At 44.6% G+C, this 15,078-nt stretch carries 9 protein-coding genes and 1 pseudogene; 5 read left to right on the top strand and 5 right to left on the bottom strand.

Translation table 11 applies throughout. From position 1 onward, the window contains the following. Positions 1-91: 91 nt before the first annotated feature. From CUR83_RS06040 to CUR83_RS06025, 4 genes are all read right to left on the bottom strand, one after another. Positions 92-1,798 carry a xanthine dehydrogenase small subunit gene (locus CUR83_RS06040; RefSeq protein WP_284719295.1) on the bottom strand — a complete coding sequence of 569 codons (1,707 nt, stop codon included), beginning with the start codon at positions 1,796-1,798 and terminating at the stop codon, positions 92-94. A gap of 993 nt (positions 1,799-2,791) precedes the next feature. Next, a complete protein-coding gene (locus CUR83_RS06035; RefSeq protein WP_186474684.1) occupies positions 2,792-3,403 on the bottom strand; it encodes a flavodoxin family protein in 612 nt (203 codons plus the stop codon). Positions 3,404-3,506: 103 nt separating this feature from the next. Further along, the gene (locus CUR83_RS06030; RefSeq protein WP_284719294.1) at positions 3,507-4,502 is read right to left on the bottom strand and encodes a purine nucleoside phosphorylase YfiH/LACC1 family protein; all 996 of its coding nucleotides are present in this window, start codon (positions 4,500-4,502) and stop codon (positions 3,507-3,509) included. 114 nt (positions 4,503-4,616) lie between these two features. After that, positions 4,617-5,858, bottom strand: coding sequence for an RluA family pseudouridine synthase (locus CUR83_RS06025; RefSeq protein ID WP_392397121.1), 1,242 nt, complete (start codon positions 5,856-5,858; stop codon positions 4,617-4,619). A 728-nt stretch (positions 5,859-6,586) separates the two neighbouring features. On the opposite strand from CUR83_RS06025, the gene CUR83_RS06020 reads away from it, so the two are divergent. The 3 genes from CUR83_RS06020 to rpoD all read left to right on the top strand — a co-directional run bounded on the left by CUR83_RS06020 (position 6,587) and on the right by rpoD (position 12,588). Further along, positions 6,587-7,768, top strand: coding sequence for an outer membrane protein assembly factor BamD (locus tag CUR83_RS06020; RefSeq protein ID WP_284719293.1), 1,182 nt, complete (start codon positions 6,587-6,589; stop codon positions 7,766-7,768). 139 nt (positions 7,769-7,907) lie between these two features. Further along, positions 7,908-10,133 (top strand): DNA primase, encoded by a 2,226-nt coding sequence (locus CUR83_RS06015; protein WP_223332925.1) that lies wholly within the window; start codon positions 7,908-7,910, stop codon positions 10,131-10,133. 529 nt (positions 10,134-10,662) lie between these two features. Continuing rightward, on the top strand, positions 10,663-12,588 hold the full coding sequence (gene rpoD, locus CUR83_RS06010) for an RNA polymerase sigma factor RpoD (RefSeq protein ID WP_284719292.1): 1,926 nt from the start codon (positions 10,663-10,665) through the stop codon (positions 12,586-12,588). A gap of 68 nt (positions 12,589-12,656) precedes the next feature. Here the strand turns inward: rpoD and CUR83_RS06005 are convergent. Further along, positions 12,657-12,869 (bottom strand): annotated as a pseudogene (locus CUR83_RS06005) (STAS domain-containing protein); the annotation flags it as partial. A gap of 481 nt (positions 12,870-13,350) precedes the next feature. On the opposite strand from CUR83_RS06005, the gene CUR83_RS06000 reads away from it, so the two are divergent. Continuing rightward, positions 13,351-14,277 carry a bestrophin family protein gene (locus CUR83_RS06000; protein ID WP_284719291.1) on the top strand — a complete coding sequence of 309 codons (927 nt, stop codon included), beginning with the start codon at positions 13,351-13,353 and terminating at the stop codon, positions 14,275-14,277. Positions 14,278-14,553: 276 nt separating this feature from the next. Further along, positions 14,554-14,844, top strand: coding sequence for a YbeD family protein (locus tag CUR83_RS05995; protein ID WP_058024867.1), 291 nt, complete (start codon positions 14,554-14,556; stop codon positions 14,842-14,844). The last annotated feature ends 234 nt before the right edge of the window (positions 14,845-15,078 follow it).

Here is a 15,078-nt window from a genome sequence, read left to right as displayed (position 1 = left end):
TCTCTTCTATTAGTACGCATTTACTGATGCGCTTTTTTATTTCTGACAAATACACTCATGACGCAGTATTGATACTCAATTACGCTGACAGTCAAGCGCTCTCAGCCTGCATCTCTGCTACTAATTGTTTACCGCACTTCACCAGTAGACGCTGCACCACATGCATGCGATATTCGCGGCTGGCTCTGACATCCGTCATTGGTGTGACATCTGCAGATAACACCTGTGCTGCTTGCTCAAAACTTGCAACATCAGTAGCTTGACCAATAAGCGCTTGCTGACAGTGCACCGCAAGCAGTGGTATCGCTGCCATGCCACCGAGCCCAAGCTTTGCATTGTCGATAATTGCACCATCTGCTGACACATCAAGCCGCGCCGCAAGCAAGCACGCTGAGATATCATCTTCGTAGCGTTTGCTAATCTTATGGATAAATAAATGCTGATGATCTTGCATCAAAGGAATATGAATAGCGACAATATAACTGCCTGCTTGCAACTTGGTCTTTTTATAATCTAAGAAAAATGCTGATAACGGTATGATTTCATCCGTATAAACCGAATCACTACTATCTAAATCTTTACCTGACTCTTCACGATTAGGCGCGCAATGACGCAAATGAATTGACGCATCTAGTGCCAATAAAATCGGTGGCAAATCACCAATCGGGGATGCGTTGGCGATATTACCGCCGATGGTGCCCATATTACGAATTTGCGGAGAGGCAATGCGCTCAAACACTTGCGCAAAGCGTGGAAAATACTGCTCAAGCACAGGGAGCATTTGCTGATAGCTCATGCCAGCACCTAGCACTAGCGACTGACTTTGAGTTTGTTCGTCAGTCGATGTGTTGCTATTTGCATCTGATAGCGCCCAAGACTTTAGCGCCTCAATACCTGAGAGCTGAATAATGATCTCGTGATCAACCAAATGCTGGGTTACACTCAATCCCAAATCCGTACCACCTGCCCAGATCGTCGCCTGCGGATTAGCTGCTAATATTTGATTAAGCTCGTCTAGTGACTTGGGTATATATAACCGTCGCCCAGCATCATTGAGTGCAGGGGCAATAGCTGTTGACTCTACATTGTCCGACTCGGCTTCAGCTGGCGCATTTGCAGATACTGCTGATTCCTTTGTACTACCCATCGCGTCTGTTGCGAGACTGATAGTCAAGTCTTTCATCACCGACTGCTCTGCCTCTCTTTTCTGACCGATTTCGCTCATCAGTAGGCCTGCCTCGATAATCGGACGATAGCCTGTACAGCGACATAAATTGCCCGATATTGACGCAACCACTTCATCATAGCTCAACTGCTTAGCATCACTCTGACTTGCTGATTCTGAACTTGTCTGCATACGATTGTTTTCGTAAACGCAAGCCAGTGACATGACAAACCCAGGGGTACAAAAACCACACTGCGATCCGTGACACTCAACCATCGCCTGCTGTGCTGGATGCAGCAAAGCACGTTCTGGATGATGCTCAGGATTGTCCGCCAAGTAGGACGCTGTCATCAGGTGATGACCGTCCATCAGCGACAATAGCGTGATACAGGAGTTGATCGTATAGAATGGAGGCGTAGCATTTTTTTCGTTGCCATTTTCATCATTAAGCGTTTGCTGGATAGTGCTAGGCAGGCGTTGAGCCATTACCGTACAAGCACCGCAGTCACCACTGCCGCAGCCTTCCTTCGTATCCGTTTGGCCTTCATGCAATCGTAGATACTCAAGCACTGTCGTATTGGGGTTAAGCTGGGTTAGCTCATGGTATTTTCCATTGAGATAAAAACTAATCATAGCAAGGCTCGGCTAAAATAATGAAAGTGAGTATAAGACTGAGAAACATTAGTGGTTTGAGTACGAAAGGTAAACGCTTAATCTATATTTTGCTGCAACCGCTCAAGTAAGTTTATCGGCAAGTACGTTTTTAGTTTTTAATATACTTACTATTTATTCTATGTCGCATTTGCAGGATGTCGATGAGTAGGATATCGCACACTCTTTTATAGCAAATAAATCGACCATAAATAGCAGTAATTATCAGGAGCTTTTGCCAAGAATTAGTACTGCTATATACCTGACTATTTGGTCAGCTTTCAACATATTATCACTATTCTTATTTATAACACAACCCATTCAAACATCTGTCGATACTGCTAAATGATTGACCCTCAAGCCGCTATCTGACAACCGCTATCAATCCTAACAGCAGAGATAGTTTCTAAGACTCGTCATGTTAGTCATTGATATATAGTCGAACCACTATTAAAGTGTTACAGCGTTAGACTCGTTTAGCCTACTACTGTAGTACTTGCACTCGTCTGCCTCGTACCACTTTTAATATTGATTGACTATAGCTAATACAAACGCATAGTAGACAAGTTACGTCATGACTGAATAAATAATTTCTTTAAAAACAAAGCCAAGTCTTTGTACCTTTTTAAGGTTATATAACCGACCTGTTTTTATATATAATACCTAAAAGTAAACCTTACTTTTAACTGTCATCGCTTCTAACGATAGATAGACATACAAGATATATTATTGGGTAATATATCGTCTCTGAGATACTATTATGAAGTCACTTACCTCTATTTGTCTGCTGATAGCGTCGCTAATGCTGACTGGTTGTCAACATTTCCAATTTGTTGATAGCCCTATTCCTGTTAAGCCTGTACCGACTAATCTGGTTGCTCCATAAAATGGTTACTCCATAACATTGACATAAAAAAAGCAGACATCAATAGTGTCTGCTTTTTTACTGGAGTAGCCTGTCACCTACTGTGTTATCTAACGCTTACTATCCGCTGGCTGATGTTTAATGATGGTTTTAGCCAAATGATCACCAAACCAAATAGCGGTATCAATATCTCCTTTCCCTGGCGTTTCTTCAGGTGGTCCGTCAAGAGATTGCGTCATCAAACCTAAGAAGCTAGATAGACGGTTGAGATCGTGCGCCTCATGACCCGTCGGCATAAGCGGCAGACCAATCCAATTCATACCATGCTGCATGGCATATAGAGAAATTTGCTGCAACACGGCAAGTTTATCACCGCTCAGACCGCCTGAGTTGGCAAAAGCTGCGGCCCATTTGCCTTCCCACGTGCGGTTGTACCAACGCTTTGAGGTTTCATCCATAAAGGTTTTGAATTCAGCGGTGACGCTGCCCATATATACCGCGCTACCGAAAACCAATAGATCTGCCTGATCTAAGTAATCCCAGTCAATATCATAAATATCAACCGCTTTTGCTTGGGCCTCTGGTAATTGCTGATGCGCGCCTTGTACAATCGCTTCAGCGACACGCTTAGTATGACCATAGTTGCTATGAAAAATAACAGCAATCGATACGTTAGGCGTACTATCAGGAGATATTTTTGAGGATTCGCTAGTTGTATTCATACAGACTCTAATAATGACAATAATGGTTAAATAAAAATAATATAGTGTACGAGTGCAAAACGACTCAGCGCACTCAATAGGTTTGTTAGTTGTGAGCTGACATCTACGTAGCGGCGCGGCGCACAATCACGAGCGCCATTCTTCCCGTTGCAGGCTGCTGCATATGCGTTTGACGACGATAAGAATAGTAATGCCGATCTGCATAGCTACAGCTGATAGGTTCTTTGTTATCTATCGACACGCCAGCGGCTGTTAATTGATCAGCGGCCAGTTTTGGTAAGTTTAGCTTAACTTTATGCGCGTGCACTGTAGCGCAATTCGATAGTTTATCAACTGTCTTATGTAAATGCTGAGTATCGCTATGATTTTCAAGACCATTATCTGAGCGCATCACATATAAACTGTCAAAATTATCACTATCTGACGCCGTGAGTAATTGATTATCTAAGCAACCAGCCAGTAATTGGTCACGAACTTGATGACCCACTTCATAATTGGCCTGACTGATACACACCCCTATCCAAGCCTGTATAGCCCCTGAATCGGTAAAGCGCTGAGCAGTCTCTCGAATCACGCCGCACGCCAATCCTTGCCAACCTGCATGAATGGCGGCGATTTTACCGCTTAAGGGTTGGTATAAGACAATCGGCACACAATCTGCCGTCATGATCGCCAGTCCACGACCACTTTGCTTGCTGATTATGGCGTCAGCCGCCATTGGTGCCATGCTCAAAGGCGTCGTATCAATATCATGGATCTGTTTACCATGAATCTGACTGACCCAATGTAAGCTGTGAATAGCAGTATGTTGCTCAGTTTGTGATGACTCACTTGCCATCTGTGTATTAATCGCAGCCAACAGACTCATACGATTACCTAATACCTTTGCCGCCTCATCGTTGACATGCAGGCCTAGATTTAGCGCGCCATAATTTGCTTGATGGTTTGCTTGACTGTCAAGCCCTCTTTGCTGGCTTGCGGTAGCAGGTTCGTCAATATTATTCGGCGCAAAAGCAGCCGTTTGGAAAACAGCCACGTCATCCATTTGCGCGAGCATGGTCATTGGAAAATTATCTATTATCGGAAGCTTGTTTGTCACGACTGCCCCATCCTTTTATCTACTGACTGTCTAAAAATTGGCATCACTAAATCACTACTATAAACTTAGCAATTGTCGTAAACACCTTTAGACAGCCGCTTTTCTCAATAGCGTTTACTCGTCATCATAGCCGTCGCTTAATACGGCTATTAGCTGTTGCATGTCTTTTGGCAGTGGCGTCGTCACTTCAATATCCTCACCAGTTACCGGATGCACAAACCCAAGAGTATAGGCATGCAATGCTTGGCGCGGGAAGTTGCTGATGGCTTGGCGCTGTGCTTCTGTCAAACCTGCTCGCAGTTGACGACGACCACCATAGACACGGTCCCCGACTAGCGGATGGGTCACATGGCTCAGATGCACGCGAATCTGGTGCGTACGACCTGTTTCCAGTCCGACATCTAACAGACAGTAGTTGTCATTCAGTGGCGTGACATTTAATAGATGGGTTACCGCTTCACGGCCGGCAGTCATGACTGTCATTTTGGTACGCTGAGTACGATGTCGCCCTATCGGCGCATCAATACGGCGATGACGCAGCAAGCTTGCTTGATCGCCTGCTACCACACACTGATAATGACGATAAACAGATTTGTCTTTTAGCTGCTCCATCAGCGCCATTTGAGCCGGTTTGGTTTTACCGATGAGTAGTAATCCAGAGGTGTCTTTGTCAATACGGTGTACCAACCCTGCACGCGGCAAGTGATGCTGCTGCGGATAATGATATAGCAAAGCATTGACCAAAGTGCCTGTATGGTTACCCGCACCTGGATGCACCACCATGCCAACTGGTTTGTTGATCACCAGCACATCATCATCCTCATAGACCACATCGATATCGATATTTTCTGGTTGATCTTCACTATGCTGCTGCAACGTCGTTGATAGATGTAGGACATCACCTGCTTTGACACGAACCTTTGGTTTTTGCACACTGCCGTTATAAAGTAAGCTACCATCCGTGATCCAACCTTGTAATTGCACGCGCGAAAAGTCTGCAAATACTTGCGAAGCGACTTTATCGATACGTAAGCCAGACTCATCTTCTGTGACGATATGCGTTATATCTACCACCACTGGTACCGCTTGACCTGCTACTGGCGCTTCATCGTCGTCGCCTTCATCCATGTCGCTGTCATCAATTTCTTCATCAATATCGCTATCTTCTTCGAGCAAGTCGTCATTATCAAGAGCATCAGTGTGCTCGTCCATTATTTCCTGCTCATCCATCATTTCTTGATTGTCAGGCTCGTCATTATTTAAAACGTTATTTGGCATTGGTGACTCTTGTGCTGATGAATCAGTCTCTAGCGATTGATTCGGTGATAAATGGGTAGTCATGGCATCATTATTCATAGCGGATTGATACCTGGCAAAGTTGCTAACTATGTAAAGTTACTAACTATATTTTGTTAGGTGACTTCATTCAAAGACAAAATAATAAAAAATTGTCGTTTTTTGACCTCTAGCAAATAATAAAAGCTATGCAGGTCAAAAAAGCGGAGACAATACCGCCCTAGTGTATCATGTCACGCGTCCAAGCCCTATAAAAGTGCATACTATCTGTGAATTTTTGAGCGCTTCTGAGGTGCCAAGCTTTACTGCTTAGCTCTCTAGAACATAACATTGCTGTAATTTACTGTATATTTGTTCCTGCCAGCGACATTCGATATCGCTCGTGATAGCTGCTCATGTTAAACTGCCTGTAAAATATAGATAGCGAAAAAATAGACGAAGCAAACGTTATTCTATAAAGTATAGCCATGTTTTGCTGTATGCTATGGCACTGTATTGCTATGCCATATTCAAATACAGTATAAAAATACCATTGGGTTTTATTGACAGTGTTTGCCATTTAAACCGTTTGAATATGATTAAATGCATTTGATCTATTACAGGCTTATTATAAAAGCTCTATGTATCAGACCCAATCTACCAGTACAATACGTCATAACAAAAACTGCATTCGATGAAAAACGTGTTGCTTGTGCATCGCTGAATACTCAGCATCGTTTTTTATCACTAACCTTTTATATAGCATGATAGCACTGCTGCTATCATGCGTCTTGTGTCGGAGAAGAAGTATGCAAGCTGTTGGCAATACGTTTATCAAACTGTCCTCAATCACCTTACTTGCGCTTAGCGTCAATCTAGTAGGTTGCCAGACATTCAAAAACCTCACTGGCGCCAAAGATGTCGACGCGGTAGAAACCGCGGAAAAGTCAGAGCAAGATTACTATAACGATGCCATCGCTCAAATCGATAAAGGCCGCTATGTTCAAGGTGTTGAAGAACTGACCAATCTGCGTACCTTTTACCCAACTGGGCAATACGCTGAACAGGCATTACTTGATATGATGTATGCACAGTATCAAAGCGATAAATACGAGATGGCAGCAGCGAGTGCTGAGCAATTCATCCGTCTATATCCTTCTAATCCCCAAGTCAGCTATGCTTACTATGTACGCGGCGTTGCCAATATGGAAGGCTCGTCTGAGAGTTTGAAGCTGTTTAAATTAAACCAAGCGGAGCGTGACACTGCGTATCTACGTATTGCCTTTGCCAATTTCCAAGAACTTATTAGCAAATACCCAAATAGCCCCTATGCACCAGATGCCGCCCAGCGCATGACATTTATCTATAATCAGTTTGCTGAGAGCGAGATGAGCGCAGCCAACTGGTATATCGAGCGTGAAGCTTATGTGGCAGCTGTCAACCGTGCCAAATGGGTCTTCCAGTACTATCCACTGAGTGAGTCAGTACCAGATGCCATTGCTGTCCTAGCCTATAGCCACGAAAAACTTGGTCTAACAGACTTAGCAAATGAGTACAAAACCCTATTGCAAATCAACTATCCAAACATGCTGACGAGTAATGGCAAAGTCAAACTGAGCACCAAACGTGATCGCTCTTGGCTCAATAAGATTACCTTTGGACAGCTTGGTCGTTCAAGCACAACTGACAACTCAGTGGCAACGGGCGAATATAATGGCGCGACCAAAACCCAAATGATTGGCAACGCAGCCCAGTTGAGACTAGCAGGGACAAACACAACGCCTGCCAACACTCCAGTCGCCAACAATGCGTCTGCACGTAATGGTATTAGCGTAGGCCTAGGTCTGCCTGAAGCGTCAGCTGAGCGCGTGACCAGCCAATCAAGCACTGGCTCGACTGCACGAGAAGCCAACGTCGATCCACTAAATACCAATCCAACACGTCGCACTACGCTAAATGACGACAGTGTGAGTGATATGGATAATAATTGATTATGTGAGGTCTTTTAGCCTAGCTAACACAGTCTGTATTCATTGATAATAAGGTCAACATTACGTTGGCCTTATTTTTCTAGCAGTACCTTATTACCTCTGCCCCAACATAATCGACCTATGGTAAACTGTTTTTTGTATGAGCATTCCTAACCATATTCTTGAACAACTCAATAGCCAAGCTGACCTGATCAGCATCATTGGCAAACACACTACGCTTAAACGCGCTGGTAGTGAATATAAAGGCTGCTGCCCTTTTCACGGTGAAAAATCCCCATCCTTTTATGTCAATCCACAAAAAAATATCTATCACTGTTTTGGCTGTAGCGTCGGTGGCAATGCCATCAGTTTTTTGCGTGATTACGAGAATCTCACCTTTATCGAAGCAGTCAATGAGCTCTCTAAACAAACAGGCATTGAAGTACCAAAAGAAGAGCAACAGAACGTCAGCTATCAACGCCGTACGCCAAAACCTATTGCACCGCCGCCAGTTCACAATGTACCTAGCCCAACGATAGAGCACAGCAAAGTAAATCAAGACGGTGCAAACCAAGACGGCACAAACCAAGACAGCTATCGAAATAACTATCAAAACAACCGTCAAGCCAGTCATCAAAATAATGTTGACCAAAGCGACCAAAATCACATAGACCAGTCGAGTTATGATGACGCTCAGGGTTACGATAATTTCCCGCCGCTAGATGCTTACGAGTCAGCGCCTTATTCGATGGACTCGTATCCATCAGAGCCGTATTCTTCAAACCATGCGGACGATAGTGGCTATCCGCCAGTGTGGCTGACAGAAACTGACGCAGGCATGGATAGTATTGGTATCGATCAGACGTCTGATCAAGATGGCAACCTGTACGAATTGCTAGAGCAAATTCAGCAGTTCTATCAGCATAATCTACACACTCACCCTCATGCCAAGCAATACTTTTTGTCACGCGGACTCACTGAAGAGACTTTTGAGACTTTTGGTCTTGGCTATGCGCCATTTGGCTGGCAGCATCTTGAGCACCAGTTTCCACAAGATATTGAAGGACTTAAGGCACTAGGGCTCGTGCGCCAATCAGAGTCTGGCCGTGACTACGATCTGCTGCGTGATCGGGTTATTTTTCCTATTCGTGACAACCAAGGTCGCACCATTGGTTTTGGTGGTCGGGCGCTCGACGATGAGGTCAAGCCAAAATACATCAACTCCTCAGACTCGCCCGTCTTTCATAAGCAGCATGTACTCTATGGCTATTATGAGTCGCGCCAGCAGCGTGCTAACGACTGGCTGGTGGTAGAAGGCTATATGGATGTCATTGCTCTCTATCAAGCGGGCATCTATGGCGCGGTCGCCTCGATGGGTACGGCAATCAATGAAAGCCAAATATCGCGGCTATTGACACTCAATCCAACGCTGACTTTGAGTTTTGATGGCGACAGTGCCGGACAAAAAGCCGCTTGGCGTACGCTTGAAGTTGCCTTACCTGTGCTTGCTGATGATAAAGAGTTGCGGTTTTTAACCCTGCCTAACAATCATGATCCTGATACGTTTATCAAAAGTCATGGCAGCGATGCCATGCGCGAGCAAATCAGCCAAGCCATGCCGTTATCACAGTATATTTTTGCGTACTTAAGTGAGCGCTATGACATGAGTCTGGCTGAAGGTAAAGCCAAGCTCATGTCGCAAGTACGCTCATTGACGACCGCTTTGCCAAAAGGCAGTAGCTTTCGCTATTTGCTCAACAATGATGTTTATCAAAAGCTTGGCGGCAGGCGCAGTCAAAATGTCGAGGCCAAAGATGCGCTGCTAGACTTTGATGGTGATATGACCATCAGCCAACAATTGCAGCTGTGCTTTTTGTTTCAGCCGCGCGCACTCATTGATGACCCTATCGAATCGATTTGGCAACAGTCTGGGCTGACAAGATTACAGCTGCCTGCTCACATACAAAAAAAGGCGACAAGCGATGCATTGCGCGCAATCGCATGGGAAGACTTGCAAGATGCGGCTTTATTAAATGTTGTCACAACGATTAAGCGGTGCATGAAGTATTTGCCCACCGATGCCAATGCGGCGGCACATTTTGTATTATCAAATCTGGATCAATCCCATCAAGTGACGCTAAGCAGTAGCTGGGGCGGATTTTATCGGGCACTAACAGCAAGAAATGTATTGAGTCTCGACGACTTGATCGAGGAGCTTGTCAGCTCACTGCTTGAGCGTAATATAAAAAAGAAGATGCAAGAGCTGATAAAAAACCCTGATCATATCAAGCAAGCGATTGTACGTATGCAGGCCCAGCACTTGAGCAATTGGCTGCGCGCGCAGCATGCCGAACGCTCATCACAGATGGTCACCGTGCAGTCTTAATGTTTAATTATCAAATCATGCCCCTTTAAAATTCTAGCCACTGCCCCCACTACTAATGATTATGCCGAGTAGCATGAGTCACTCCTAAATCATTTAGCTGATGGCAAATAAACGGCAAAAAATGGTCGGTAACTATCACTAGCTCGTGCTTGACCACTGCGGTCTGTGTTAAACTGTGTCGCTGTATATTGACAGCACTGCTTGGTTGATGATTGTGAGCATGCATCTTTAAGCACAAATTTTAGGTATTATTTTACATATCTGCTTTTAGATACTATTTTGAGTATTAAATTTTAAGTACTATATTTTTTTAGGTACTGTATTGAAGTCTTTTTAGCTTTTCTAATTTTTAGCTGTTTTTTAGCATTGTTATTGTAGTGTTTTGAGCCTTTATTCATATCAACTCATTTTTGATATTATTGACAACCTCTACGCCATATTTTGATCAATCGATTGATAAGATCAACGCAAAGAGCGAGCGATAGCGAGTCACAATATAAAAATGTCCGATGCAAGTAAGCGAGTATTTATGAACGATAAGTCAGTTTCTAAGTCCACATCTCAACTGGCCACCTTAATCCAAATGGGCAAAGAGCAAGGGTATCTTACCTATGCTGAGGTGAATGACCAGCTGCCCGACTCTATTACCGAAAGCGATCAGATCGAAGATATTGTGCAGATGCTAACCGATGTTGGTATCAAAATCTTTGAGTCTGCCCCTGATGCCGATGACATCTTGATGAACGATGATTCAAGTGATGATGACATGGCAGCAGATGAGGCAGCGGCGGTACTCGCCTCTGTTGAGACTGAGCCTGGTCGTACCACTGACCCTGTCCGTATGTATATGCGTGAGATGGGTACAGTTGATCTTCTTACCCGTGAAGGTGAGATCTCCATTGCTAAGCGTATCGAAGAAGGTATTCGTGATGTACAGCATGCCATGGCTTACTGGCCTGGCACCGTACAGTTCGTCCTTGATGAATACCAAAAAGTACAAGATGGCGAAAAAAAGCTATCTGACGTCATCACTGGTTTCTTAGATCCTGAAACCGAAGAAGATAAAATCGCCGCTCAAGAAGCCAAAGATGCGGTAAAAGAAGAGCGTGAGCGCATCAAAGAAGAAAAAGAAAACCCGCCTATCATCAAAGCTAAAGTGAATGCCAAGGCAGCCGCACTTGATGATGACGAAGATGAAGACGAAGACGACGTGGAAGAAGAAGCTGAAGAAGAAAGCAGCGGTCTTGATCCAGAAGAAGTACGTTTGCGTCTAGAAGAGATCGAGCATCTATTTATCAAAGCCAAGCAAGCGCTGCTTGATTATGGTCGTGGTAGCGTGCAGGCGGATACTGCGTACGCGTTACTTGCTGAACGCTTTATGATGCTAAAGCTCAATAATCGCTTGTCAGACCAAGTCATGGCGATCATGCATGACGTCTACGACGACGTGCGTAAGCAAGAGCGTCAAATCATGCGCTTGGTGATTCGCCGTGGTCGTATGCCGCGTGAAGAGTTCCGTAAGACCTTCCCTAGCAATGAAACCAATGTCGATTGGCTCATTGAGCGTATCAAAGGTAAGCCTGCATTTGCGGGCACGCTAGAAAAAGTCACCGATGACGTTATTTTACTTCAGCGCCGTATTCGTGATTATGAGCAGCAGCTTGATATGAAAATCCACGACATGAAAGATGTGGCACGTCGTATGGCCGTTGGTGAAGCAAAAGCGCGACGCGCGAAAAAAGAAATGGTTGAGGCCAACTTGCGTCTGGTTATCTCTATTGCCAAAAAATACACTAACCGTGGCCTACAGTTCTTGGATCTGATCCAAGAAGGTAATATCGGTTTGATGAAAGCGGTTGATAAGTTTGAGTATCGCCGTGGTTATAAGTTCTCAACGTATGCCACATGGTGGATTCGTCAGGCAATCACGCGCTCTATCGCTGACCAAGCACGTACCATTCGTATCCCTGTGCATATGATTGAGACGATCAACAAGATCAACCGTGTCTCACGTCAGCTGCTACAAGAAATGGGCCGCGAGCCAACGCCTGAGGAATTAGGCGAACGTCTAGAGATGGACGAAGTCAAAGTCCGTAAGGTGCTGAAGATTGCCAAAGAGCCTATCTCTATGGAGACGCCTATCGGTGATGATGAAGATTCACACCTAGGTGACTTCATCGAAGATGGTACGATCTCAAGCCCTGTCGACGATGCAACGTCTGCTGGACTACAAGAAGCCACTCGTGATGTACTCGGTAATCTAACTGAGCGTGAAGCCCGTGTCCTAAAAATGCGTTTCGGTATCGACATGCCAACGGATCATACTTTAGAAGAAGTTGGTAAGCAGTTCGATGTTACCCGTGAACGTATCCGTCAGATTGAGGCAAAAGCACTACGTAAATTGCGTCATCCCTCACGTTCTGAGCATTTACGTTCTTTCCTTGAAAATGACTAATATTCAATGAAGCTAAATAAAAAAAGCCGAGTTTATCTCGGCTTTTTTGTGTTTGTTAATCTATGTTATCAATGCGCGCCTAAATTTTGCTCAGCATCTGGTTTGTCATGTACACCGAAATTGTCTATCATCGTCTGGCTTGCCTCGTTCAAACCAATAAGCTCTACCTCAGTGCCTTCACGGCGAAATTTGATAATGACTTTATCAATCGCAGCGATTGCTGTCACATCCCAAAAATGTGCTCGTGACACGTCAATAACTGCTTTAGAGACAGACTCTTTAGGGCGTGTTGAACATTCGCAAATAGGAACTGCTGATCGCTAAAATTGTTCCAGACAAGGCACAAAGCGACGATAATGCAGATGCCTTAGCGAGATTTGTAACGCAGTATGGGGTAATTTTAGCATCAGCCCACAGGGACAGGACTCTTTTTTGCCGCTTCATCGTTAAAAATAAGCGCTTAGAATGACTAAACTTATTATTTTTAACATCGAATCGCCTAAAAAATAGTCGCTGTCAGTGCCATGGTCGAATGTTCAACACGCCCTAATATCAAAGGATTCAATCATATGCTCTGCTGACGAAAAGCATAGGCGAGGATTTAACTTTTTGGCTATCCCAATTACCGAGCTTAAGTGACCACCCTACTTCTTAGTTTGAATAAATTTATAGTCTTTTGGGCTTTACAGACTTAGATTCTGTATTAGAATCATACGGCACCTGCAATACTACGCTCACAGATTTCATCGCTAGGAAACTGACATGATTGTCCGGCAAACACCCCACCCGTTTAAGATATTTTTCGCCCTTCGCGGTTCAATCATTCCAAAAATATATCCGCAGCTGCTATTGGTTACCATCCTTAGTACAGCCATTACCATTATTCAACACTGGATTCCTGACTCTTTTCCTTATTATGGTATCGCCACTTTTACCTTATTAGGGATTGCACTATCGCTGTTTTTGGGATTTCGAAATAATGCCAGCTATCAGCGTTGGTGGGAAGCACGGATGCTATGGGGCCAGTTGGTATATGATGCTCGCAGCTTAACGCGCCAAGTCCTATCCTTTATAGATGATGACAACGAGCATGGTCGTGAGACTCAGCGCACCATGGTATATCTGACCATTGCTTTTGCACATGCGGTGCGCCACAGGCTGCGTGGTACGCCACCTTGGGCGGACATAGATCCCTTTGTCGCATCCATACATCATGATGGTATGCGCCAAGCAAAAAATGTCCCTGACCATATAATGCGCCTCATGGGTAAGCATCTCGGCGATATTCGGCGTCAAGGACTGGTCTCAGAGCAAGTCATCCAAAACATGGATGAGCGCCTGACCTCTATGACGATTGTCTTGGCAGCCTGCGAGCGCATTCATAACACACCGCTACCTTTTGCTTATATGCTGCTGGTACATCGTACGACCTACTTGTATTGCGTCATGCTGCCTTTTGGCTTGGTCGCCTCGCTTGGTTGGGCAACGCCCTTGGTTTGTGCCGTGATTGCTTATACGTTTTTTGGGTTAGATGCGCTGAGCGAAGAGCTAGAAGAGCCGTTTGGTTTGGCGGCTAATCAGTTACCTCTGACCGCCTTGTCACGCACGATCGAAATAAATCTGCGAGAAGCGCTGGGAGAGACCAATCTGCCGACTGATATTATGCCTATTGATGGTTATTTGCCGTAAATATTGCCGTCATCTAAGCGCCATACAATAAACGAGCGGCAAACGTAACTTGAATAATCTACCGCACGCCACTATAAATAGCAGACAAAGGTACTGTAGGTAAAATCTCTACTCTAACCAGCTGATTTATTCAAAAATATTATCTATAAAAGCGAGGCTCATATCATGAGTGATGATTCAAAAAATAACAACGACAACGTCGACAACAATATAAATAACCCAACCAGCAATCAGCCATCAGTGAAAGTCACTGATTTGACGCCAAATAAAGGCGTTCTGAAAGGCAAAAAAACAGACATTCAAAATCCTGAGCTTTGGGAGTTCCCGATGAACTACCCACTCAGCATCATTGGTCATGAAGGTGAGCACGAGAGCCTGCTTAATGAAATCAAGCTGATCTTGGGTAGCCAATTCCCTGATTTTGATTTGGCCTCTATTGAAGTGAAACCTTCTAGAACGGGTCGCTTTCATTCAGCACGGGTCAATCTGTACCTAACAGCCGCTGATCAAGTCAATACACTTTATGCCGCGCTTGATAATGCCAAGACGGTTCGCATGGTTTTGTAAATCGTTCAGACAGGTTTAGCGCCTTTTGGTCCAAGTCGTCACTCGCTAGTAATAACATATGGGTGGCGATTTTTTGTGGTTTGATGTACAATCTGCGCCCGCATTATTGCCGCCATGGTGATGGTTATCAGGCGACAATCACTGAGAAAATAAAAAGCAAACGGCCACACTATTTTTACAAAAAATTTATGATCGACCGCATTTGCGTCTAACCCTTATCCCATCGTCCTTTGC

The organism is Psychrobacter pocilloporae, assembly GCF_029872915.1.
GTDB classification, from domain to species: Bacteria; Pseudomonadota; Gammaproteobacteria; order Pseudomonadales; family Moraxellaceae; genus Psychrobacter; species Psychrobacter pacificensis.
This window is presented reverse-complemented; position numbering and strand designations above follow the sequence as displayed.